Source organism: Halomonas sp. MMSF_3323 (assembly GCF_030733595.1).
GTDB classification, from domain to species: Bacteria; Pseudomonadota; Gammaproteobacteria; order Pseudomonadales; family Halomonadaceae; genus Halomonas; species Halomonas litopenaei.
Genome location: NZ_JASHIT010000040.1, coordinates 28,887 through 51,541, shown reverse-complemented (window position 1 = coordinate 51,541; position 22,655 = coordinate 28,887). Strand labels below are relative to the sequence as shown.

General features: G+C 65.3%; 23 protein-coding genes, 1 tRNA gene and 1 pseudogene. 14 read left to right on the top strand and 11 right to left on the bottom strand.

The window, feature by feature from the left end; genetic code table 11:
• Positions 1 to 125: 125 nt before the first annotated feature.
• From sbcB to minC, 4 genes are all read right to left on the bottom strand, one after another.
• Positions 126 to 1,616 carry an exodeoxyribonuclease I gene (gene sbcB, locus RBB39_RS18305; protein ID WP_045991340.1) on the bottom strand — a complete coding sequence of 497 codons (1,491 nt, stop codon included), beginning with the start codon at positions 1,614 to 1,616 and terminating at the stop codon, positions 126 to 128.
• Between the two features lie 215 nt (positions 1,617 to 1,831).
• Entirely contained in the window at positions 1,832 to 2,086 is a 255-nt protein-coding gene (gene minE / locus RBB39_RS18300) for a cell division topological specificity factor MinE (protein ID WP_045991341.1), read from the bottom strand.
• Positions 2,083 to 2,904 (bottom strand): septum site-determining protein MinD, encoded by an 822-nt coding sequence (minD, locus tag RBB39_RS18295; RefSeq protein WP_045991342.1) that lies wholly within the window; start codon positions 2,902 to 2,904, stop codon positions 2,083 to 2,085. The genes minE and minD overlap by 4 nt, the downstream gene beginning before the upstream one ends.
• 149 nt (positions 2,905 to 3,053) lie before the next feature.
• Positions 3,054 to 3,794 (bottom strand): septum site-determining protein MinC, encoded by a 741-nt coding sequence (gene minC / locus RBB39_RS18290; RefSeq protein WP_045991343.1) that lies wholly within the window; start codon positions 3,792 to 3,794, stop codon positions 3,054 to 3,056.
• A gap of 258 nt (positions 3,795 to 4,052) precedes the next feature.
• On the opposite strand from minC, the gene RBB39_RS18285 reads away from it, so the two are divergent.
• Positions 4,053 to 6,830, top strand: a complete 2,778-nt coding sequence (locus RBB39_RS18285) for a DUF349 domain-containing protein (protein WP_045991344.1) — start codon at positions 4,053 to 4,055, stop codon at positions 6,828 to 6,830.
• Positions 6,831 to 6,980: 150 nt separating this feature from the next.
• On the opposite strand, the gene phbB is transcribed toward RBB39_RS18285, so the two are convergent.
• Positions 6,981 to 7,727 carry an acetoacetyl-CoA reductase gene (phbB, locus tag RBB39_RS18280; protein WP_045991345.1) on the bottom strand — a complete coding sequence of 249 codons (747 nt, stop codon included), beginning with the start codon at positions 7,725 to 7,727 and terminating at the stop codon, positions 6,981 to 6,983.
• Positions 7,728 to 8,096: 369 nt separating this feature from the next.
• Between phbB and RBB39_RS18275 the strand changes: the two genes are divergently transcribed.
• Positions 8,097 to 8,173: transfer RNA gene (locus tag RBB39_RS18275), tRNA-Met, on the top strand.
• 402 nt (positions 8,174 to 8,575) lie between these two features.
• A complete protein-coding gene (locus RBB39_RS18270) occupies positions 8,576 to 9,520 on the top strand; it encodes a co-chaperone YbbN (RefSeq protein ID WP_045991346.1) in 945 nt (314 codons plus the stop codon).
• Between the two features lie 104 nt (positions 9,521 to 9,624).
• Here RBB39_RS18270 and RBB39_RS18265 read toward each other — a convergent pair whose 3' ends face one another.
• Positions 9,625 to 10,809, bottom strand: a complete 1,185-nt coding sequence (locus RBB39_RS18265; protein ID WP_045991347.1) for a MalY/PatB family protein — start codon at positions 10,807 to 10,809, stop codon at positions 9,625 to 9,627.
• 83 nt (positions 10,810 to 10,892) lie between these two features.
• Between RBB39_RS18265 and RBB39_RS18260 the strand changes: the two genes are divergently transcribed.
• Positions 10,893 to 11,327 (top strand): hypothetical protein, encoded by a 435-nt coding sequence (locus RBB39_RS18260; RefSeq protein ID WP_045991372.1) that lies wholly within the window; start codon positions 10,893 to 10,895, stop codon positions 11,325 to 11,327.
• Positions 11,328 to 11,343: 16 nt separating this feature from the next.
• Here RBB39_RS18260 and RBB39_RS18255 read toward each other — a convergent pair whose 3' ends face one another.
• Positions 11,344 to 11,679 (bottom strand): hypothetical protein, encoded by a 336-nt coding sequence (locus RBB39_RS18255; protein ID WP_045991373.1) that lies wholly within the window; start codon positions 11,677 to 11,679, stop codon positions 11,344 to 11,346.
• Between the two features lie 62 nt (positions 11,680 to 11,741).
• On the opposite strand from RBB39_RS18255, the gene RBB39_RS18250 reads away from it, so the two are divergent.
• From RBB39_RS18250 to RBB39_RS18220, 7 genes are all read left to right on the top strand, one after another.
• Complete coding sequence (locus RBB39_RS18250) at positions 11,742 to 12,545, top strand: hypothetical protein (RefSeq protein ID WP_045991348.1); 804 nt, start codon at positions 11,742 to 11,744, stop codon at positions 12,543 to 12,545.
• A 144-nt stretch (positions 12,546 to 12,689) separates the two neighbouring features.
• Positions 12,690 to 13,094, top strand: a complete 405-nt coding sequence (locus RBB39_RS18245) for a thioesterase family protein (RefSeq protein ID WP_045991349.1) — start codon at positions 12,690 to 12,692, stop codon at positions 13,092 to 13,094.
• Positions 13,095 to 13,096: 2 nt separating this feature from the next.
• Positions 13,097 to 13,564 carry a Cys-tRNA(Pro) deacylase gene (gene ybaK / locus RBB39_RS18240; RefSeq protein ID WP_045991350.1) on the top strand — a complete coding sequence of 156 codons (468 nt, stop codon included), beginning with the start codon at positions 13,097 to 13,099 and terminating at the stop codon, positions 13,562 to 13,564.
• 164 nt (positions 13,565 to 13,728) lie between these two features.
• Positions 13,729 to 14,043, top strand: a complete 315-nt coding sequence (locus RBB39_RS18235) for a hypothetical protein (protein WP_045991351.1) — start codon at positions 13,729 to 13,731, stop codon at positions 14,041 to 14,043.
• Positions 14,027 to 14,548 carry a DUF501 domain-containing protein gene (locus RBB39_RS18230; RefSeq protein WP_045991352.1) on the top strand — a complete coding sequence of 174 codons (522 nt, stop codon included), beginning with the start codon at positions 14,027 to 14,029 and terminating at the stop codon, positions 14,546 to 14,548. The genes RBB39_RS18235 and RBB39_RS18230 overlap by 17 nt, the downstream gene beginning before the upstream one ends.
• A 54-nt stretch (positions 14,549 to 14,602) precedes the next feature.
• On the top strand, positions 14,603 to 15,154 hold the full coding sequence (locus RBB39_RS18225) for a TIGR00730 family Rossman fold protein (RefSeq protein WP_045991353.1): 552 nt from the start codon (positions 14,603 to 14,605) through the stop codon (positions 15,152 to 15,154).
• A 66-nt stretch (positions 15,155 to 15,220) separates the two neighbouring features.
• On the top strand, positions 15,221 to 16,189 hold the full coding sequence (locus RBB39_RS18220; RefSeq protein WP_045991354.1) for an NAD(P)H-quinone oxidoreductase: 969 nt from the start codon (positions 15,221 to 15,223) through the stop codon (positions 16,187 to 16,189).
• Between the two features lie 202 nt (positions 16,190 to 16,391).
• Here RBB39_RS18220 and RBB39_RS18215 read toward each other — a convergent pair whose 3' ends face one another.
• Positions 16,392 to 16,898, bottom strand: coding sequence for a hypothetical protein (locus RBB39_RS18215; RefSeq protein WP_108131597.1), 507 nt, complete (start codon positions 16,896 to 16,898; stop codon positions 16,392 to 16,394).
• 336 nt (positions 16,899 to 17,234) lie between these two features.
• Positions 17,235 to 17,690, bottom strand: a pseudogene (locus tag RBB39_RS18210) (tetratricopeptide repeat protein); the annotation flags it as partial.
• Between the two features lie 258 nt (positions 17,691 to 17,948).
• Between RBB39_RS18210 and RBB39_RS18205 the strand changes: the two are divergent.
• Positions 17,949 to 18,980, top strand: coding sequence for an NADP(H)-dependent aldo-keto reductase (locus tag RBB39_RS18205; protein WP_045991355.1), 1,032 nt, complete (start codon positions 17,949 to 17,951; stop codon positions 18,978 to 18,980).
• 175 nt (positions 18,981 to 19,155) lie between these two features.
• Entirely contained in the window at positions 19,156 to 19,932 is a 777-nt protein-coding gene (gene yaaA, locus RBB39_RS18200) for a peroxide stress protein YaaA (RefSeq protein ID WP_045991356.1), read from the top strand.
• Positions 19,933 to 20,056: 124 nt separating this feature from the next.
• Here the strand turns inward: yaaA and RBB39_RS18195 are convergent, their stop codons facing one another.
• The gene (locus RBB39_RS18195) at positions 20,057 to 20,638 is read right to left on the bottom strand and encodes an isochorismatase family protein (protein ID WP_045991357.1); all 582 of its coding nucleotides are present in this window, start codon (positions 20,636 to 20,638) and stop codon (positions 20,057 to 20,059) included.
• Between the two features lie 138 nt (positions 20,639 to 20,776).
• On the opposite strand from RBB39_RS18195, the gene RBB39_RS18190 reads away from it, so the two are divergent.
• On the top strand, positions 20,777 to 21,622 hold the full coding sequence (locus RBB39_RS18190; protein WP_045991358.1) for a Tim44 domain-containing protein: 846 nt from the start codon (positions 20,777 to 20,779) through the stop codon (positions 21,620 to 21,622).
• Between the two features lie 224 nt (positions 21,623 to 21,846).
• On the opposite strand, the gene RBB39_RS18185 is transcribed toward RBB39_RS18190, so the two are convergent.
• On the bottom strand, positions 21,847 to 22,596 hold the full coding sequence (locus RBB39_RS18185) for a hypothetical protein (RefSeq protein WP_052704223.1): 750 nt from the start codon (positions 22,594 to 22,596) through the stop codon (positions 21,847 to 21,849).
• Between the last annotated feature and the right edge of the window lie 59 nt (positions 22,597 to 22,655).

Here is a 22,655-nt window from a genome sequence, read left to right as displayed (position 1 = left end):
CCGGTCGGGCCTTGTGGTTTCACCCGCGTCGTTTCACCCGCTTCATCACATCTGATTCATGGCACCATATTGATGATGCCCGACACGGCCAGCGCGACGCCGTGCGTCTGCGCCAGGCTGGTCCCCTAGCCGAACGCCTGGGCGGGCATGATCGACTCCACAAACATCACCATCTCCTCGAGGATCTGGCGTTCGCGATCGCTCAGCGAGGTCTGGTTCAGACGTTCGATTTCACGCGCGAAGTCCTTTAGCGTCAGGCTCGCCAGCGCCGAGTCGTTCATCCGCTCCCACCGGAAGGTCTCCCAGCGCGCCTGCTCCTCGCCGGTCAGGGTGTCCGGATAGCTGCGGGCGCGGTAGCGAAACAGCATCTCCTCCAGGCGCGGGTCCTGGAAGGCAAAGCTGGCGTCGACCAGATCCCAGGGATCCATGGCACGCACGCGCTCCATCTGCTGGCGGTCGGCAGGAGAGAAGAACCCGCCGGAGTAGAGCATCAGGTCCGGATCCCTCGGCGGCTCCGGCGGTGGCTCGGCGAACACCTCCTGCACCTTGGCGACGATATCGGGGTCCTTGGCCAGCCGCTGGTAGTGACCGCGACAGGCGTCCATCTCGAGCCCCATGCGCGCCACGATCTCGCCATACTCGCCCTGATGGGGCCCCGACACATCCTTGAGCGCACTGGGCGGAAAGATCACCGGACACTTGTTGATGTGCACCACCTTCAGCGGAATCCGGCTTTCGCCCTCGGCCAGGTCGTCATTGCTGACGAATACCCGAGCACGAATCTCCTGGGGCGAGAGACTGAGCATGTCGGCAGGGTCCAGCGACAGGTCGTAGACGATGACGCCGTTGGGATTGGTCGGGTGTTCGGCCAGGGGCATCACCAGAGACCCGCAGGCACGGCTGGCAGGATAGCGCCGGGAAATATGCACCACCGGCTTGCGCTGGGTCGTATCCAGGCGTTTGCGCACCTCACGCTTGGCCCTGAGCGACAGCAGGTAGTCGAACAGGTTGGCATTGGCGCCCCGCAACAGTCGCGCCAGGGCGATGGTAGCGCGTACATCGGCCAGGGCGTCGTGGGCGCCGGCATGCTCGATGCCGTTGGCCGCGGTCAGGTCTTCCAGGCGAAAGCTGGGACTGCCGTCCTCGCGCCTTGGCCACTCGATGCCCTCGGGCCTCAAGGCGTGGAAGGCGCGCACCACGTCGATCAGATCCCAGCGCGAATTGCCGTTCTGCCACTCCCGTGCATAGGGGTCGATCAGGTTGCGGTAAAACAGGTGACGACTGACCTCATCGTCGAAGCGCAGGCTGTTGTAGCCCACCGCACAGGTCCCGGCGACGCTCATCTCGTCGACGATGGAGCCGGCGAACTCGGCTTCGGGCACACCGTTGCGCCTCGCCTGCTGGGGCGTAATACCGGTAATCAGGCAGGCCATGGGGTGCGGCAAGGCATCATCGGCGGGCTTGCAGAACAGCTCCACCGGCTCGCCAATCTCGTTGAACTCTGCGTCGGTACGGATGGCCGCGAACTGCGAGGGACGATCGCGCCGAGGATCGGCACCAAAGGTCTCGTAGTCGTGCCACAGAAAGGTCAGCGGAGCGGCTTTCGGCTGCGCCATGGGATTGCGGTCTCCACGCGTACGTCAAAGGCCCGTCAGCCTAGCACAGGCCAACGCCGGGCTCAGCCTGCACGATCACAGGTCGAGTCCGGCGCGGGAAGGAAATACACGAAAGACGCCCAAGGGGCGTCATCTTGATGGCTGGCATTGTCGATATCGCATCGGCGATGTGGCAGCGACGATATCACGACGTTCAAGCAACACCAGGCGCTGCATCAACTGCTGCGCGGCAGGGTCACGTTGAGCTCGAGCACCGAGCAGTTGTCCTCGCTGTCCAGCGACATATTGATAGCATCGTCGTCCACCTCGACATAGCGGCGGATGACCTCAAGCAACTCCTTCTCCAGCATCGGCAGGAAGTCAGGCTGTCCCCGCTGGCTACGCTGGTGCGCCACGATGATCTGCAGCCGCTCCTTGGCGACAGACGCGGACTTCTTGCGTTCGCGCTTCAGGAAATCGAGTAGTTTCACCGGCGACCTCCTCCTCCGAACATGCGGCTCAGCAGGCTTTTCTTCTGATACTCGTGGAAGCGCAAGGGCACCTCCTCTCCGATCAGCCGGCTGACCGTATCCATATAGGCCTGGCCAGCGTCACTGCTGTCGTCGTGGGTGACCGGGACCCCCTGGTTGGAGGCTCTCAGCACGGCCTCGGACTCGGGAATCAAACCTACCAGGTTGATGGCCAGGATCTCGCGAATGTCCTCGAGATTCAGCATGTCTCCCTGGTCGACCCGTCCGGGGTTGTAGCGGGTGATCAGCAGGTGCTCCTTGATCGGGTCCTTGCCCTGCTCGGCCCGCCGGGTCTTCGATGACAACAGCCCAAGGATACGGTCGGAGTCACGCACCGAAGACACCTCGGGGTTGGTCACCACGATGGCCTCGTCGGCGAAGTACATGGCCAGCTGGGCACCACGTTCGATACCGGCGGGTGAATCGCACAGTATGTAGTCGAAGTCCTTGGTCAGGGTGTCCAGCACCTTCTCGACGCCCTCCTGGGTCAAGGCATCCTTGTCCCGAGTCTGGGAAGCAGGAAGGATATGCAGGTTGTCCACGCGCTTGTCACGGATCAGCGCCTGGTTCAGCCCGGCCTCGCCCTGGATGACGTTGACCAGGTCGTAGACCACACGGCGCTCGCAGCCCATGATCAAGTCGAGGTTCCGTAGACCGACATCGAAGTCGATCACTACCGTCTTGTTGCCTCTGAGTGCCAGCCCGGTGGCAATGGCTGCCGCACTGGTTGTCTTGCCGACCCCGCCTTTACCGGAGGTCACAACGATGATCTTGGCCAAGTGTCGCATCCTGTCGTCGTAAAGTTGTTGGTCCTGTGTGGTCACCGCAGTGACCAGGCACGGCCTTATAAAAATCGCTGTCCCGCGCTAAAGCGCCCGCTGATGCGGCAATGCCCCGCTGAAGGCGCTTCACAAGCCCGGCTGAAGGCTCACTTCAGCGCGGTGATCCCCAACTGATCGTCCGTCAGCACGACCTGGACGGAGGAGCCGAGCAGCTGGGGGTCGATATCTTCGAGACGCTTGTAGTTGCCCGCCACCGACAACAGCTCCGCATGCAGCTCACGGCAGAAGATGCCTGCCTGGTGGTCGCCGTGAATGCCAGCGAGGGCACGCCCCCTGAGGGCACCGTAGACGTGGACATTGCCCGCCGCCAGTACCTCGGCCCCGGCATTGACCGCACCGATCACGGTCAGGTCGCCGTCGGGAGCGGTGATCTGCTGGCCGGAACGCACGGTGCCACGAAAGATACGTCCGCCATGAGGCGCGTCAGCCTCCACTTCCTCGACCACGGTGACGTCTTCGTCTTCCTGCACCGGAACGCTTTCCAGGGTACGCGCACGGGCGGCATCCTGGGGGGGGAACCAGCCAAGTCCGAGCGCCCAGGCGGACTGCTTGACCGGATCGGCACCACCGCGCACCGCTACCGGCAGCAGCTTGTGCGCCCGGCACACCGCACAGATACGTTCCAGGGCCAGGTGAGGTTCGTCGAGCTTCTCGACGCTGAGCACCACCGGGGTGTGCTGAAAGAAGGCTGGCGACTGCGAGAGCTTGCCCGCGAGCTGATCGCGAATTTCCTCGGGATCCGCACTGGAAAGCTCCATCACCGTCATGGGCAGCATCCCACCCTTGAACGTAAACGCCATGCTGTCCCTGTCCACTTTGAGGCTCATTGCCGAACTCCACGTCGGGTGTTGGTCGGGGGATGATCTCAAGCTAAGTCAGAGCCCCCGGTCCTGCAACCGATCATAAGCCTCAATTGTCCTCCTGTCAGTGTCTCCAATCAGCCACAGCCCTGCGCTGAGGCCTTTTCTGATGGTGGCGCGCATGCTTAGATAAACTTTCTATCTCGACGCCCGGCTTAGCCTGGCGCAATAACAAGATGGTGAAGCCGTTTCGCCACCTTTCTTTATTTCTTTGCAGGAAGCCCCATGCCCGGACTCCTCCGCCGCCTTTTCTCGCCACGCTGGCGACATCCCGATCCACAGGTCCGACGCGACGCCGCCGAACGGCTCGACCCCCAGAGCCAACGCGAGGCCCTCGAGACCCTGGTCCAGGACACCGAGCCCGACGTCCGTCTCGCCGCGGCGAGACGCCTGGACGACCCACAGCGACTGCTGGAGCTGCGCGTCGAGGGTAAAGGATCACGCGAGCTGGATCGTCAGCTCATCGCGCTGCTGATCGGTCGCCAGGGCGGCATCGAACTTGGCCGCCGCCAGCAGATCGTCGAGTCCCTGGACGACGCGGCGATGCTCGAGGAGATCGCCCTCCAGGGCGATAACCAGCAGCTGCGACTCGCCGCCCTGGCCAGGCTCGATGACGAGGCCGCCCTGATTCGCCAGGCCTGCGACAACGGCATCGCCGCCGTACGTCACGCCGCCGCCGAGCGGGTCACCTCCGAGGAAGGTCTCAAGCAGCTGGCCCAGGCGGCCCGCCGGGATCGCCACGTGGTGCGCGACGCCAAGGAACGCCTGGGTCGACTGCGCGCCGACGCCGACGCCGTGGAACAGGCTCGGGAACGACGCGAGCAACTGCTGGCCAGTCTCGAGCAGCACGCCCGTGCCACCTGGGAGCCTCTCTACGCTGGGCGCTTCCGCCATCTGGAGCGCGAGTGGTCTCGACTGGCGGATCTGCCCGACGCCGGGCAGGAGCAGCGCTACCAGGAGGCCAGCCTGCGCTGTCGCAAGGTGATTCACGATCACGAGGCCCAGGAACACGCCCTGCGTGCCGACCGACAGCGCCGCGAGCAGGCCGACCAGGACCGAGAGGCACTGGTCATGGCGCTGGAAGAAAGCCTGGCCGCGCTCTATCAGGGCGAATATGTCGGTGAACAGGACCTGGCCAGCCTGCGCGCTCAGAAGCAGTTGATGGCCAACCGCTGGCAGGCACTGTCCGAGATCCACCTCGCCGACGACGGCCTGCGCCAGCGCTACGACAAGGCCTTGAAGAACTACGACGCCATCAACCAGGCCCACCAGCGCCTGGTCGAGCGCGCCCTGCCGCTGGAGGAAGCCATCAGGGCCGGCGACGAGGCTGCGCTGAAGCAGCTGGTGAGCGACTGCAAGTGGCCCGAAGGTCTGCCGCCAGACCCGAGGCTCGAACGTGCCCGACACCATCTTCGCCTGGAGAAGGATCTTTCCGGAGACGAACCGTCTGAGTCCCAGCTCACACGCTTCGATGAGGAACTGGATCGTCTCGAGGCGCTGCTCGACGAGGGTACCTTCAAGGGAGCAAGCCGCCTGCACCAGCGGCTTCGCCACCTCGCCGATCAGCTGCCGTCCTCGGCCGGTGCCCAGCAGTCTCGACTCAAGCGCCTCGGCGCACGACTCGCCGAACTGCGTGACTGGCGCGGCTTCGTCGCCGGTCCCAAGCGCGAGCAACTGTGCCAGGCCATCGAGGCCCTGGAGCAGGACGCCACCCTCACCGACCGTGACCGTGACCGCCGCCATCGCCAGCTGGTCAAGGAGTGGAAGGCACTGGGCGACGCCGCGGCCAACCGCGAGCAGTCCGAGCGCTTTCGGGCAACCTCCGAACGTATTCGCGAGTCGCTCAAGGCCTGGCGTGAACAACAACAGCGCCTGCGCGAGGCCAACCTGGCAGAACGCGAAGCGCTGTGCGAGCAGATCGAGGCCCTTCTGGAGCAGCCCGCCGCCCAGGCCGACCCCGACGCGCTGCGCGAGATCCGCGACCAGGCCAGGGAACAGTGGCGCCGCACCGCCCCTGTCCCGCGCGATCACGCAGAGGCCATCGGACGACGCTTCGGCCGCATCCGGCACCAGTTGCAGGCGCTGATCGATCGCCGCGCCAACGAGATCGCCGACGCCAAGCGTGAGGTGATCGACCAGGCCCGAGCGCTGGTCGATGCACGACTGCCGGCACGCCAGCGAGCCGACCAGGCCAAGGCACTGCAACAGCGCTGGCGCGAACTGGGGCGCGCGCCCAAGGGCGAGGAGCAGACCCTGTGGCGAGAATTCCGCCAACTATGCGACCAGATCTTCGCCCAGCGTGACGCCGAGCGCGATGATCGTGCCCAGCGTGCTCGCGAGCGGCTGGAACAGATGCAGGCCCTGATCGACCGCATCGATGCCTGGCAACCCGCGGCAAGCAGCGAGGCCGACTGGCTGGACAAGGCGGTGGATGAGGCCAGCGCGCTGGAACCGCTGCCATCGGGCCGGCGCACCGAAGGCATGCGCAAGCGCTGGACCGGCATCGTACGGGCTCGGCGCGAGCGCCTGGAACGGCTCTCCGTGGCAGAGGTCGTCGGTCGTTGGCGCGAGGTCAAACCCCTGATTCTCGAGCACCTTGAGGCCGACGATGACTGCCTCGCCGGTCGCCTCTGCAGTGATGTGGAGATTCCCGCCGCGCTATCGTTGCCGCCGGCGCTGAAACAGGCCCACGCACAGCGCAACGCCGCACGACGCGATCCTGCTCCAGCGGAGGAAGTCGCCGAGCGTCTGGCACGACTGCGGGTGCACCTGGCGCTCCTGGCGGGCCATCCGATCGGCCACCAGGACGAGCCACTGCGCCTGGCGATCCAGGTCGACCGCCTCAACGATAGCCTTGGCCAGGCGCCGAGCCGGGAAGACGAGCTGATCTCGGTACTGTGCGGGCTGCTGGCCACCGGTCCAGTGTCGCGCCAGCAGTGGGAGCGCGAGGTACAGGAGCTCGACGCCCTGCTGGATGGGCTGAGTCAACTGCCACCACCCTGAGCGATGCACGGCTTGCCGTGCCTTCCCCCCTCTTTCAACCCCTGAACTCTTTCAACCCCTGAAAACCACGATGCGAGGCCTTTTGGCCTCGCATCGTGGTTTCTGGCGAAATGTACATCGCCGAGCCTCGTGAGCCCGGCGCGACGTCTGTCAGCCCATGAACTGACCGCCATTGATGTCGATATTGGCACCGGTGATAAAACCGTTGTCCTTGCTGGCCAGGAAATTGACCAGGCGGCCGATCTCTTCCGGCGTGCCGTACCGCTTCATCGGGATGGTCTCGCGAATGGCCTCGCGCACCTTCTCCGGAATCTTCATGATCATGTCGGTGGCGATATAGCCAGGCGAGATGGTGTTGACGGTGATGCCCTTGGTCGCAGTTTCCTGCGCCAGCGCCATGGTCAGACCGTGCATGCCGGCCTTGGCGGCGGAATAGTTCACCTGGCCGAACTGCCCCTTGCGGCCGTTGATGGACGAAATATTGATGATCCGTCCGTAGCCCTGCTCCAGCATGCTCTCGATCACGCTGCGGCAGGTATTGAAGACGCTGTTGAGGTTGGTGTCGATGACCACGTTCCACTGGTCCGCCGACATCTTCTTCAAGGTGCCATCCTTGGTGATACCGGCACAGTTGACCAGCACTGCGATCGGCCCATGCTGGTCCTCGATCGCCTTGACGCCATTCTGGCAGGCCTCGAAATCGGTCAGATCGATGCCGGCGATGTCGATATTGTCATAGCCATCCGACTTCTGGGTCTCCAGCCAGGTCTTGGCCTTGTCAGGATTGTTGTAACCGGCCACTACCTGATAGCCGGCATCCGCCAGTTCGCGACAGATTGAGCTTCCGATACCACCAGTACCACCGGTGACCCACGCGACGGGCTTTTGCTGAGTCATAGACGACCTCCCTGATTGTCCTTCACGCCGCCGCTTGGCGACGGCACTTGTTGTTGCAAGCATGTATAGCAGTGGATGCTCTGGTGCTGCGCATTCGCGCAACCAGGAACCTCGGGCCCAGAGCGATCGCGGGTGGCCTCCTGCCACTGCGACGCCCAGCCCCACCTGCCTACCTCGGCAGGCCTTCGTCGTGGTACTGCGTCGAATCAACGTCCACAACGACTATCCACCAGGCTAGCGTCTAGCACTGACATTTGCATGACAGCCACTCCAGTATGGACCACAGCGCCCGAACGGCACGACCCATCACACCCGAAATCGCACAGGGTTGACGCAGCCAGAATTATCCGTATACTACGTCCTCGTTGATGCGGGGTGGAGCAGTCTGGTAGCTCGTCGGGCTCATAACCCGAAGGTCATCGGTTCAAATCCGGTCCCCGCTACCAAATACGAAAACGAGGCAGTCCTTCGGGACTGCCTCGTTTTTTGTTGGCTGTCCGGTGCTGGCCGAGACCAGCGCTTCGCCATCAGACGCCGTTGCGGCATCGCCGTATTACGAAGCTCGCCTCCTGATTAAATCTTAACTTTTCTGTGCCAATTCGATATTTTTTGGCGCTTCCGTGTCCCCGGATTAGCCATCCCCCCCTCCTTCTTTCGTCGAAGAGCTGACCTCGATCAACCCGAGTCGGTCAAGAATCGACCGTCGCCGCAGCCCTTTACCGCGTCTTGGGCACACCGCTGGCCAGTCATCGATTCCAGGCATGCTCCGGCGTATCGGCAGGCGCCTTGAAGTCGGTGGCCGTCGCCCGCATCTTTAGGGCAATTCACTTTTGACAAGGTTGTGTCCCATGCCCATCGTCGACCCTCGTACAGGCGAACCTCTGAGCAGCGATCCGAGCAGCGAACCCGCCCAGGGTGCCGCCGCGGCGTCCCAGGGGCCGGCCGACAGCGACCTGATCTTCGACGTCGACCGCAGCAACATTCAGCAGGTGCTGGAGCTGTCCATGCGCATCCCGGTGCTGCTGGACTGCTGGGCCCCTTGGTGCGAGCCCTGCAAGAACCTGATGCCGGTGCTGGAAAAGCTGACCCGCGAGTACGCCGGCACCTTCCTGCTGGCCAAGCTCAACATCGACGACAACCAGGACATCGCCGGCCAGCTCGGCGTACGCTCGGTACCCGACGTCAAGTTGATCAGCCAGGGCGGTCTGGTGGACCACTTCCAGGGCGCCTTGCCGGAAAAGGAAATTCGCGAGTGGCTGGGCCGCTACTTCCCGGCCCCGGAAGATGCTCCGGCAAGCCCCGAAGAACAGGCCGAGCAGGCCCTGGCGGCGGGCGACACCGCCACCGCGCTGGAGATCCTGCAGCAGCTGACACAGCAGTACCCCGACCACTTGGCCTACCAGATCCAGATGGCCCGAGTGCTGGTGGCGGAAGGTCGCAATGATGAAGCGCGCGCCCTGCTTGACGCGCTACCTCCGGAAGACCGCGACGGTCCCGAGGCCCGCGGCGTTCGTGCCAGCATCGAGTTCGGCGAAGAAGCGCCCGACGCCGAGACCCTGGCCGCCCTGGAGGGGCGTGACGACAGCGAGGCCAACTATCTGAGGGCGCTGCGCCAGGTGGCCGACGGTGACTATGAACCCGGCCTGGAAGGATTGCTGGCAGTGATGAAGCGCGACCGTGCCTACGGTGACGACCTGGCGCGCAAGACCCTGCTGCGGGTGTTCGACGCACTCGGCGCCGATCATCCGCTGACGGTGAGCTACCGCCGCAAGCTGTTCGCCCTGCTCTACTGAGTGGATCGAGACGTCGAGCGCCTTGCCGCTCATCGCCTGAGCATGAAAACGGGGCCCCTTCGAGGGCCCCGTTTTCGTTGTTGAGGATATTACGCCAGCGCCACTCAGCCGCCCAACACCTGGTCCAGGCGCGCCAGCGCCTCGTCAAGCTGGATGGCCGTGGTGCCGAAATTGAGCCGCGCAAAGCCCGGCCAGCCGAAGTCGGCGCCATCCGACAGCGCGACCCCGGCTCGCTCGAGCAATGCCGAGGCAGGCGATTTTTCGGCCCCCAGGGTCGACTGGCGCAGATCGAGCCAGGCCAGATAGGTCGACTCGGGGGCGCTGAAGCCCACGCCGGGCCAGCCAGCGACACGCTCGACCAGCGTCTGGCGGTGGCCACGCAGTACCGTCAACAACTCCTGACGCCAGGGCTCGCCGTGGCGATAGGCGGCCTCTGCCGCCACCAGCCCGAGCACATTGGCGTCCGGCATCAATCCCTTGGCGGTATCACGAAAGCGCTTTCTCAGGCCGGCGTCGGGGCAAATCGCGCAGGCGGCGGTCAGCCCAGCCAGATTGAACGTCTTGGAGGGCGCCCACAGGGTGATGATGCGATCAGCCAGCGCCGGGAAGGCGGCGGCCAGGGGCTGGTGGCGCGCTCCTTCGTCGAGCAGCAGGTCGCAGTGCAGCTCGTCTGAGACCACAATCAACCGATGACGCTCGACCAGTTCGGCCAGTCCTTCGAGCTCTTCGCGGCGCCAGGCTCGTCCGGTGGGGTTGTGGGGCTGGCACCACAACAGCAGCCGGGTCCGCTCGGTGATCGCCGCCTCCAGCGCCTCGAGGTCCAGCGTCCAGGGCTCGCCCGGCGCCTGGGGCGGGCGCATGGCTGCCTGCTGGGGCAGGCGCCCGGTGCGCCTGGCCACCTGCAAGAACGGCGGATAGATTGGCGTCACCGTCAGCACCCCATCGCCAGGCTCGGTAAAGGCCAGGCTCGCCAGGTGCAACGCCGGAACCACCCCCGGCAGCCAGTGCTGCCAGCGGTCCTCGATGTCCCAGCCATAGTGGCTGGCACTCCAGTCGATCAGCGTCTGTTCCAGACTTTCCGCCACCAGACCGTAGCCAAAGACGCCATGATCGATGCGCGCCGACAGCGCCTCGACCACCGCCTCGGGCGAGCGGAAGTCCATGTCCGCGACCCACAGCGGCAGGACGTCATCACCGTGGCGGTGCCACTTCTGTGACGGCCAATGTGGCGAACGATCATCACCGCGGGGCTGTCGTCGATCGATCGGCGTGGCAAAATCGGGTTTCATGGTCATCTCCCTGACGATGGCTGGTCGGTTGCCAGGATACCCTGGCCAAGCACTTGAAGGACGCTTCCCCCATGACAAGCACCATGCCGCATCACGGATTCTTCGCCAAGGTATGCCGAGGAATGCCTGCCCTGATCGGCCAGTGGCTGGCGCTTGGACGCGGCGACCCCGATCGCCTGGCGCTGATCCTGGCAGAAACCGCCCGGGTCGCCGGCCTCGGCGACCCGGGAGAGACCCCGGACGGCGCCACACTGGAGCGCTGGGCCGCCGCCGACAACGACGAGATCCCACCCCACTGGGCGGTGCGTACCGCGCTGTTCCTGCTGGTCCAGATGCCTGCGCGGCCGACACCCGGCGATGAGCCCGAGGCCTGCGCCTGGGCCTACTGCTGGCTGCGCAATCGCGCCTTCGACAGCCGCGACGCCGCCGTCGATGCCCTGCCGGAACACCTTCGCCAACCGCTGGCGGCCGCGGTGACCGCCGCCTGGGTCGATCGCCAGGGGCTCAGGCTGGTCTAGGCACCGCACTGAAGCCCTAGCCTCTTCGCCGGGTCGGCCGCTTCGGCCGAAACCCATCCGGCTTGGTCGACAGCCATTCGACGAAGGAACGAATCTCCGGATGTGCCAGCAGCGCCTCGCGGCTGCGATAATGGTCGGCCAGCTCACGCTCGCTCAGCAGCGCGTGAAGATGGCGGTGGCAGCCATGGCACACCCACAGGATCGCCGTCAGGCGCTCGACGCGATCGTGGCGCTTGCGATAGCGCGCCTTGCCGTGCAGCGAACGCGGTATCAGATGATGCTTGGTCAGGGGCGCCCCTCGCGCGCACAGCTCGCAGCGCTCCGGCCTCGGGGGCGGCGACAGCTCGGTCATGGTCATCTCGCTTGAACCTGGTCACCAGATACATACGATAACCCAAGGAACCCCCTCCCCTCATGGACGTCCCCCTTCATTGGCAACTGGCCAAACTGCTTATCTCCGTCGGCGTCGTGCTCGGCCTGTCGGTCATCGCCGAGCGGGTCAGCACCCGGGTCGCCGGCCTGCTCTCCGGCTACCCGTTGGGCACCGCCATCGCACTGTTCTTCATTGGCCTGGAGCTGTCGCCCCAGTTCGCCAGCGACAGCGCCGTACACACCCTGGCCGGCTTCACCGCGACCCTGGCGCTGGGCGGCGGCTACCTGCTGGCCGCACGCGGTGACGGGCTCAAGGGCGTGGCCCAGGGAACCGCGGGTGGCCTTGCCGCCTGGCTCGCCGCCAGCAGCCTGCTGACCCAGGTCGATTTCAGCCGCCTCGGTGGCACCCTCACCACCCTGGCCGCCATCATCGTCTTCACCTGGCTCTATCGTCGGGTCCCCGACGTCAAGGCCACCCCCAAGGGCGGTTTCTCCTGGCCCGCGCTGGCGCTGCGGGCAGGGCTCGCCGCGGGCATCATCTTCCTGATCACCGGCCTCGCCCATGTGGTGCCGAGCGCCTGGGCCGGGGTCATGGCGGCGTTCCCGGTGACCATGTACCCGTTCCTGGTGATCCTCCACCTGACCCAGGGGGCAGCGCCGGTGGCCACGGTCATCAAGCACTATCCTGCGGGCCTGGGCTCGCTTCTGTGCTACGCCCTGGTGGTGTCACTGACCTACGCAAGCCTCGGCCTGTGGCCAGGCACCCTGCTGGGCTTCGCCGCCGCCACCCTGTGGCTGTTGTCGTGGATGCGCGTGCAGCAGTGGTGGGCAGGCCGCCGAAGTTGAGAGACAAGGGCTGAGCTAAAGGCTGAGCCAAGCGTTGAGCCAAGACGGGCGCGCCGACGCCCGCATCTTGACCTAGCGCTTGCTTGGGATAATCCTGAAACCCTGACATCACCACATCGCCACCACAACAAACGAGAACGCCCTATGCTGACCCGCACCATCGAGCCCGCCTTCTACGACACCGACGCCCTCGGTCACGTCAACAATACCCGCCTGCCGGCCTGGTTCGAGCTGGCACGCAACGACCTCTTCCGACTGTTCACCCCGGACCTGGACCCGGCCAAGTGGCGGTTGATCATGGCACGCATGGAGATCGACTATCGCGCCGAACTCCACTATGGCCATGACATCGAGGTTCGCACTTACCTGTCACGCCTGGGCAACAGCTCCTTCACCGTGACCCAGGAAGCCCACCAGAAGGGCGAGCTGACCAATCTCGGCCACACCGTGCTGGTGCACTTCGACCACCAGACCAAGAAGGCGGTGCCGATCGAAGGCGAGCTGCGCGAAGCCCTGATGGAGCACCTTCACGAACCGGAGATCGCCTGACCATGACCCCTGCCGTCAAGACGCTGGAAAAGGCCGGCAGACCATTTTCCACCCTCAGCTACGAGCATGACCCGCGCTCGCCGGCCTACGGCGAGGAGGCGGCCGAGGCGCTGGGGCTGGACCCCGCGGCGGTGTTCAAGACCCTGCTGGCCAGCATCGATGGCCAGCGCCTGGTGGTGGCCATCGTGCCGGTATCGCGCAAGCTCGACCTCAAGACCCTGGCCAAGGCGGCCAAGGGTCGCAAGGCCGCCATGGCCGAGGCCGAAGCGGCCGAACGAGCCACCGGCTATGTGGTCGGTGGCATCAGCCCGCTGGGTCAGAAGAAGCGTCTGGCCACCTTTATCGATGACAGCTGTCACGACCACAGCCAGATCCACGTCAGCGGCGGACGCCGCGGCCTGGAAATCACCCTGGCCCCGGACGACCTGATCGCGCTGACCGATGCCCAGGTGGTGGCGCTGGCGAGATAGTCCTTCGAAATAGCGCTTCGAGATAGCGTTTCAAGATAGCGCTTCGAGACAGCCTTTCGAGCTAGCCCTTCGAGACTGCCCTGTTCCCAGTAAAAAGACCGGCCGAACAAGCGTCAAAATGGCAAAAATGCTAGGGTGGAGCCATATCGACACCAGAGGTGCCCATGGCGATCCGCTACACCCTGTGGCTGGACCCGGACGACAAGGTCCGCCATCGCGCCGCCGAGGCCAGCCTGGAAGCCTTCTTCCTCGAGCGCTTCGCCGACTATCCGCACATTCGCTTGTTCGGCGCCGATCCCTACGATTATGATGCCCCGTTCAATCGCCTCTACGACGTGCTGATCGCACGCGGCGCCGAGTTCATCGAGCGCGAGCAGGCCTACGTCCCCACCCCGGAACAGCTCAATCGTGCCTTCTTTCGCGCGGTGGGGCGCTCCACCAAATTCGTAAGAGACAACCCCGATGGTGATCCGTCCTGACACGCCCCCCGATGCCGCCCAGACGGCGATCATCGCCGAGCAGCTCGGTCGCGAGCCCCGCGGCATCGAGGCCCTTGCCGCCACCGACGGCGAAGGCACTCCGCTGGTGCTGCGCATGGCCCCGATCGTCGACGGCAAGCCGTTTCCCACCCTGTTCTGGCTGAGTTCCGAGCTGCTCAAGGTGGAGCTGTCACGGATCGAGGCCGCCGGCGTGATCAAGTCGCTGGAAGCCCGGCTGAAGGAGGATGACGACTTCCGTGCGGCCTACCATGCAAGCCACCAGGACTACATCGCGACCCGCTGGGCGCACATGAGCGCCGAGCAGCGTGCCGAGGTCGAGCGTCTGGGCTATGACAAGGTGCTGCGTGAACGCGGCATCGGCGGCATCGCCAACCACGATCAGGTGCGCTGCCTGCACACCCAGTACGCCCATCACCTGTGCGGCAACAATGTGATCGGCCAGTGGGTCGACGAGCACTACGGCATCATCGATCTATTGCCCTGAGCTGCTCGCAGACAAGCGCTCTCCCCCTTCACGCCGCGACAGGAAGAACGTTCCATGGCCCAGATCTGTGTCTATCTTGGTTCACGCCAGGGCGAAGATCCCCGCTTTCTCGAGGATACCCGCGCCTTCGGCCGGCGCCTGGCCGAACGCGGTCATGGCCTGGTCTACGGTGGCGCCAGTGTCGGCCTGATGGGCGCGCTGGCCGATGCCACCCTGGAGGCCGGAGGCCAGGTCATCGGCGTCATGCCCCACCACCTGGTGGACCGGGAGCTGGCCCACGATGGCCTGACCGAACTGGTTCGTGTCGGCGACATGCACGAGCGCAAGGCCCAGATGGCGGCCAACGCCGACGCCTTCGTGATGCTGCCGGGCGGGATCGGCACCCTGGAGGAATTCTTCGAGACCTGGACCTGGCGCTACCTCGGCCTGCACGCCAAGCCCATCGGCATTCTCGACACCTGCGCCTTCTATCGCCCCTTGCTTAGGTTCCTCCACGCCGGGGTGGAGCAGGGCTTTCTCGACACCGCCACGCTCGATACGCTGATCAGTGCAGCCAACCCCGACGCCCTGCTGGAGGCGCTCGAGGCCCGCCTGGACAAGCGCTAGGCTCCTGCGTCCAAGCGGCTTCTCAGCCGCCTCGTCGACCTCTCATTTCATCATGGAGGATGTCCGATGTACGCCATGCAGCAAGACGGCGACCGCCTGATCTGGCGGTCCACCGACGATCTCCCCGCCCCCCGGGCCAGAGAAGTGCATATCGAGGTGGCCTGGGCCGGCGTCAATCGCGCCGACCTGATGCAGCGCGCCGGTCAGTACCCACCGCCCCCAGGCGTCTCCGAGGTGCTGGGACTGGAAGTCAGCGGTAGCGTGGTGGCGCTCGGCCCCGAGGTCGAAAAGCTCCAGGTTGGACAGCAAGTGTGCGCGCTGCTCGCCGGTGGCGGCTACGCAGAGAAGGTCTGCGTGGACGAACGCCAGGTGCTGCCGGTGCCCGATGGCCTTGGCCTGCGCGAGGCCGCCGCCCTGCCGGAGGTCTACGCCACCGCCTGGCTGAACCTGTTCATCGAAGGCCAACTCGCCGAAGGCGAGCAGGTGCTGCTGCACGCCGCCGCCAGCGGCGTCGGTACCGCCGCGATCCAGCTGTGCCGCGAGTTCGGTCACCCCTGCTTTGTCACCGTGGGCAGCGATGAAAAGCTCAAGCGCTGCCTGTCGCTGGGTGCCAGGGCGGGCTGGAACCGCCACCAGGGCAGCTTCGTCGAGGCGGTCAAGGCATTCGGCGAGGTCAACCTGATCCTCGACCCGGTGGGGGCCAGCTATCTGGCCGACAATCAACGGGTGCTGGCCGCCGATGGACGAATGGTGGTGATCGGGCTGATGGGCGGACGCCACGCCGAGCTCGATATCGGCCGCCTGCTGATGAAGCGCCAGCGCCTGATCGGCTCGACCCTGCGGGCCAGGTCACCGGAAGACAAGGGCAGGATTCTGGGTGAACTCGCTCGCCACGTGTGGCCAAGGCTCGAGCGCGGCGAGCTCGCTCCGCTGATCGACGCCGACTGGCCCATCGCGGAGGTCGAAGCCGCCCACCAGCACCTCGCCGACAATGCCAACACCGGCAAGCTGCTGCTGCGTGTCGCCGCCGATTGATCTCGCTCCCTGAAGGATCACACCAGCATACGTTATCCACAGACGGTCAGTCGGACCGGCTGTGGGTAACTGTTCAGGTAGGCAGGCTCCCAACAGCTCCATAGAGAGCGGCGCCACATAGAGCGACGCCATGGCGCGGCAAAGAGTGCGAGAAAGAACGCGAGAAAGAGTGAGCGTCAGCGAGAGTGATAAACAGTGAGCGTCAGCGGCGCGCGCTGAGCTCCTGGGTGCGGGCGAAGGTCAACTGCAGCAGCCGGGCGTCCTCGCCGGCGCGATGGCGCTGGATGCCCCGCTCCTCGATCACCGACTCCTTGATGTCGCTCCACATCGCCATCTGGGTCTCGTCGAGCAACCGCCGCAGCGCTTCCAGGCGGAAGGCGGGAATCATGCCGGCGTGGTGGAACAGCAGCGACATCCAGGTGTTGTCGTACCCCCAGCTATCGCTGTAGGCGATGCCGATATCGTGCAGCTCATCGTTAAGCCAACGGGCGACGTGACGTACCGGATAGCCCTCGCGCTCGAGCCGGGCCCGGGATATCCCGTGCAGCAGCTCGGCCTTGGGATCCCAGTGGGTCCATTCCTCGAGGGGCTGAATCAGAAAGGCGCAGCAGCTGCCGTCCGGCCGCGCCAGGCCGATCTCGATCGGGTAGCTGCCGCGCCCGAATCCAGAGGCTTCGATATCCAGCAGAGTCGGTAACACCACAGGCAGCAAACCTCGTCGTGACAGTCGGCCAAAACGCCTCCCCGACGTCACCCGACAACGAAAACCGTACCCGAGGCCCAAACTACCAGCGGCGGCCAGGGAATCCTGAACCGCCGCTCGTCTCGGCCTCACCGGGACCCGTGCGCGACCCAACCGCCGCGCCTGATACCTCTAGTGTCGCTGTTGGGCTTCCGCTTTGTCCAGCATGACACCGTCTTGCCTGGCGGACTGCCCCGGAACAGGCTGTCCATTGGCCAGGGCGCTATTGGCCGAACCTGGCGAGGCCTGCCGTGCCAAGGTTTGCTCTGACGAGGGCTGTCCTGACGAGGCCTGCCCTGCCGAAGCCAGCACCGCCCAGTAGGCGGCACGCTCTGGATCCACCGGTAGCGACAGCTCACCATCCCGGTAGGCGCGCTCCAGGCGCGCCGCCGCCAACGCATGCCCCGCTTCCCCGGCCCGGGCGTACCAGGTCACGGCGTGGTCGTGGCGCGCCGGGTACAGCGCGCAGCCATGTTCGTGGATCTGGCCTGCCTGGTACTGCGCCCTGACGTCCCCGCCATGGGCGGCCTGCAGCACGTAGCGAGCGCCGCGTGCCTTGTCCTGGGGTGCCCGTGACCGGTGAAACAGCATGTGCCCGTACAACGACAGTGCTGCCGGGTGTCCGGCGTCCGCACAGCGTTGAAACAGACGCATGGTCAGCCTCTGGGTTCGCGGCGAGCGGGGCAACCAGCGAGTGTGAAACAACTGCTGGGCCAGACGGTACTCGAGCCGCGTCTTCAGTGACGATGCCTGCTGCATGGCAACAACCTTGAGTCCAAAGGATGGAAGTCGGACCGGACACCTCCTGTGTCGCGGGCGATCTCCTGTTGAATCGACGGTGCCACGGACTCCTCCGCGGCAACGGGGTGGCAAGCATACGCCTGGCCCGATACGGACTCAACCCCCGGGATTTGGCGACCCCTATCGGCCAAAGGTACCATCTCGATGCTTTGCAGCAAAAACGGTCCGGCGGCGGCGCTGCGCCCCCCTGACAAAGGCCTACCACAAGGAGTCCCCATGCAGATCCGTCCCCTTGGCAACACCGGCATCGACGTCAGTCGCCTGTGCCTTGGAACCATGACCTTCGGCGAGCAGAACACTGAGGCCGAGGCCCATGCCCAGCTCGACCGCGCGGTGGCCTTCGGCGTCAACTTCATCGACGCCGCCGAGATGTACCCGGTGCCGCCCAAGGCCGACACCCAGGGACTGACCGAGCGCTATGTAGGCTCCTGGCTCAAGGGCCGCCAAAGCCGCGACGACGTGGTCATCGCCACCAAGGCTGCCGGCCCCGGTATCAAGCACATCCGCGGCGGACCTCGCCTGACTCGCGCCCATCTTCATGAGGCCATCGACGCAAGCCTTGCACGCCTGAACACCGACTACGTCGATCTCTACCAGCTGCACTGGCCGGACCGTTCGACCAACTTCTTCGGTCGCCTGGGCTATACCCACGACGAGGACGAGCAGGCCACCGATCTGGAAGAGACACTGTCGGCCCTCAAGGAACTGGTCGATGCCGGCAAGGTACGTGCCGTGGGTCTGTCCAACGAGACACCCTGGGGCGTGATGCGCTGCCTGCAACTGGCCGAGTCCCTGGGCCTGCCGCGGGTCGCCTCGATACAGAACCCCTACAACCTGCTCAACCGGACCTTTGAGGTGGGGCTGGCCGAGATCGCTCACCGCGAACAGGTAGGACTGCTGGCCTACTCGCCGCTGGCCTTCGGCGTGCTGTCGGGCAAGTATCTGGATGGCGCCCGTCCGCCCGGCGCCCGCCTGACCCTGTGGGACCGCTTCAGCCGCTACAGTTCCGATCAGGCGATCGATGCCACCCGGGCCTACGTCGAACTGGCCCGCGAGCACGCCCTGGACCCGGCCCAGATGGCGCTGGCCTACGTCAACTCGCGCTCCTTCCTGACCAGCAACATCATCGGCGCGACCACCATGGAGCAGCTCGAGAGCAACCTCACCTCGGAGGCCCTGGTGCTGGCCGACGAAGTCATCGAAGACATCGAGGCCATCCATCACAGGCTGCCCAACCCCAGCCCCTGAAGCGGCCTCGCCCCCCTGCCCCGGCCTCAAGTAGAGAACAACGCCTGCCCTTGCCGGCAGGCATGCCCTCTTTACTATGGCGTCCATAGCCACGCCCTCGTCCCGAGCGGCGGCGGGGCTTGGTACAATGACGGCCACTTGCCAATTTTCCCTACCTGACATCAGGAGCACGCCCATGCTCAGCGTGATCTCTCCGGCCAAGACGCTGGACTTCGAGACCCCGGCCACCACCGATATCCACAGCGAGCCCGACTACCTCGACCGCTCCCGCGAGCTGATCGACATCCTGCGCGACTACAGCCCGGCCCGCATCTCGGAGCTGATGGGCGTCAGCGACAAGATCGCCGGACTCAACGCGGCGCGCTTCGGTCAGTGGCAGACCCCGTTTACTCCGGACAACGCCAAGGTCGCCGCCCAGGCCTTCCAGGGCGACGTCTACGTCGGCCTGCAGGCCGACGCCTTCGATGAAGCCGACAACCGCTTCGCCCAGGATCATCTGCGCATCCTGTCGGGCCTCTATGGCCTGCTGCGCCCGCTGGATCTGATCCAGCCCTATCGCCTGGAAATGGGCACCCGTCTGGAAAACGCCAAAGGCAAGGACCTCTACGCCTTCTGGAAGCCGCTGCTGACCGAGGAGCTCGACCGGGCGGTGGCACAGAGCGGAACACCTGTGCTGGTCAACCTGGCCTCCAACGAGTACTTCAAGGCCATCGATGCCAGAAAGCTCAAGGCCGAAGTGGTCACCCCGGTGTTCAAGGACTGGAAGAACGATCGCTACAAGATCATCAGCTTCTACGCCAAGAAGGCCCGGGGACTGATGGCCGCCTGGATGATCCAGCAACGCCTGGACGACAAGGAAGGGCTCAAGGACTTCGACGTGGCCGGGTACCGCTTCAACGCCGCCGAGTCCGAGGGTGGCACCCTGGTGTTCACCCGCGACAACCCCGCCTGAGTCGCGCCGCCGCTACGCCGGTAGCGCTCGTCCGTGCGCCGCAGACGGTGCACGGTGCCACCTTTCAGCGATCATGAAGGCGTGGCTTTATTGACTGGCTTGGCTGGCGCGCCAGCGGTGATCCTCAGGGCGCCAGCCGCAGCGGCCGGGACGCCCTGGGGCGAAGCAGTTCACGATGCACCTCGCGAAAGGTCGCGTCGTCACAGCGTTCCAGCCATTCGTAGGCCACCATGTCGGCGCTGACTTGCCAGGCGCCGGCCTGTCTTGCGCGCTCGCCGGCAAGTCTCGCTTCATCGCTGCGGCGACTGACGCAGCCTTCGACCAGCCAGAACAGCTCGACACCCCGTTCCAGCAGGCCAAGTGCCGTCTGCAGCACACAGATATGGGCTTCGGCCCCGGCAATCACGACCTGACGCGGTGCAGCCGCCTCGAAGGCCTGTGCAATATCGCGCTCCCGGCAGGCGTTGAAGTGACTCTTGGTGAACCAGCGGGTGCTCTGTGGCAGGGCACATTTCAGTCGCGGCTCGGTCGCCCCGAGCCCCTGAGGATACTGCTCGGTCACCCACACAGGCACCTCCAGGCGCTCTGCCACGGCCGCCAGCCAGCCAATCTCAGTGATCGCCTGATCCCCTCTTTCCACCACCGGCATCAATGCCGTCTGCACGTCGACCACCAGCAGCAGACTGTCACTACGTTCGATCAGCATGGGGTCTCCTCGACTTTTCGTTGTACACGGCTTCCCGCGGCGCCCGTTATCGCTAGAATGGACGAGCGACGTGCCTCTGACCACCAGGGTCAAAGGCCCAGACTGGCCAATGCAGGCCGAACTACGGAGATGTCTTCGATGCGTCACCTTCTCGTGATGATCCTTGTCGGCGTGATGGGCTTCGGCCTTGCCGTCGACAGCGCCGACGCCCGCCGCCTGGGTGGCGGCAAGAGTGTTGGTTCCTACTCGCGCCAGGCCAGCCCCAGTGCGACCCAGTCACAGAACACCGCTCGTCCCAACGCCGCCCCGACCGCCGGCAAGAAGAGCGGCCTGATGGGCGGTATGCTCGGCGGTCTGCTGGCCGGCAGCCTGCTCGGCGCGCTGTTCTTCGGCGGCGCCTTCGATGGCCTCGGCATGGTCGACCTGCTGCTGATGGCAGGCGCGGCCTTCCTGCTGTTCAAGCTGCTGGCAAGGCGGCGCACGGCCACCGCATCGGCGGGAGGCGGTTCATCCGGCATGCACCGTGAACAGCACCAGAGCTCACCGTTCAACATGCCAGGCTCCGCCGGAGGTCTCGGTGCCCACAGCGCAGGCACGCAGACCGGAGGGCCTCAGGGAGACCCCGCCTGGTTCGACCGTGAACGCTTCCTCGGCGGCGCCAAGGAGCACTTCATGACCCTGCAGCGGGCCTGGGACAACAACGACCTGCCGCGCATCCAGGAGTACGTGACGCCGGAACTCTACAACCTGCTGCGCGAACAGCGGGCCCAGGAGCCGGCCAACAACCAGACCGAAATCGTGCGCCTGTTTGCGGAGCTCGGCGGCGTTCAGGAGTTCGCCAACCAGGCCGAGGCGCGGGTGCTGTTCCACGGCGTGCTCAAGGAAAACGGCAGCGAAACCGAGTTCAACGAGACCTGGCACCTGATCCGCGAAATGCGTGACGATGCCCCCTGGTACATCCAGGGCATCGAGCAGAACGGCTGATCATCGTCGCTGCCTGCCGCCCTCAGCGGCGGGCAGTGATGGCCACCCAGCCCACAGATAGGCAACGCAAAAAGGCCGAGATCCTGGATCTCGGCCTTTTTGTGTTTCTGACGGGCTCAAGGGCCGGTGGGTGCTTCTGAAGGCGCCATGAAGGCGCCAAGCCTGACCAAACCGAGCCTGTAGAACCGACGCCCGGCGCAAAAGCCCCGACCAGAAGGTTCGACTTACTGGGCCGCCTCATCGGTCGCCTGCTCGACCTCGTCACCGGCTTCCTCGACCGCCTGACCCGCGCTCTCGGCAGCCGCATCGGCTCCCTGTTCGGCGTCACCGGCCATATCGCTCAGGGCATTCTGGGCGTCCTCTGCCAGATTGCTCATGCCCTCCATGGCCTCGTTGGCCTGCTCTTGCACGGCATCAGCAGCATCACCCAGCGCTTCCTGAGCGTCGTCGACCAGATTGGAGGCTCCTGCGGCAGCCTCGTCGGCCTGCTGTTCGGCATCGGCAGCGGTTTCGTCCATCGCCTGCTCGGCGTCCTCGGCCTGCTGCTCGGCATCGGCGGCGGCTTCATCCATCGCCTGTTCAGCGTCGGCAGCAGTTTCATCCATCGCCTGCTCCGCCTCTTCGGCCTGCTGTTCGGCATCGGCAGCGGCTTCATCCATCGCCTGCTCAGCGTCGTCGGCGGTCTCGCTCATCGCCTCTCCGGCGTCCTCGGCCTGCTGCTCCGCTTCGGCGGCGGCTTCATCCATCGCCTGCTCGGCATCGTCGGCGGTCTCGCTCATCGCCTCTCCGGCGTCCTCGGCCAACTGCTCCGCTTCGGCGGCGGTCTCCTGCGCCTGCTCTTCCACCGCTTCGCGTGCATCGTCCACCTGAGCGCCAGCGTCTTCGGCCGCGTCGTCCTCGCAACCCGCCAGTACCAGCATCATGGACGCCACAGCGCTGGCCAGGGCCAGACGACGAAACATTCCTTGCTTCATGAAGCACCTCCAGGAGAAAAATTTGTAACTTCCCCGTTTACATTAGAGTGACAATCGCG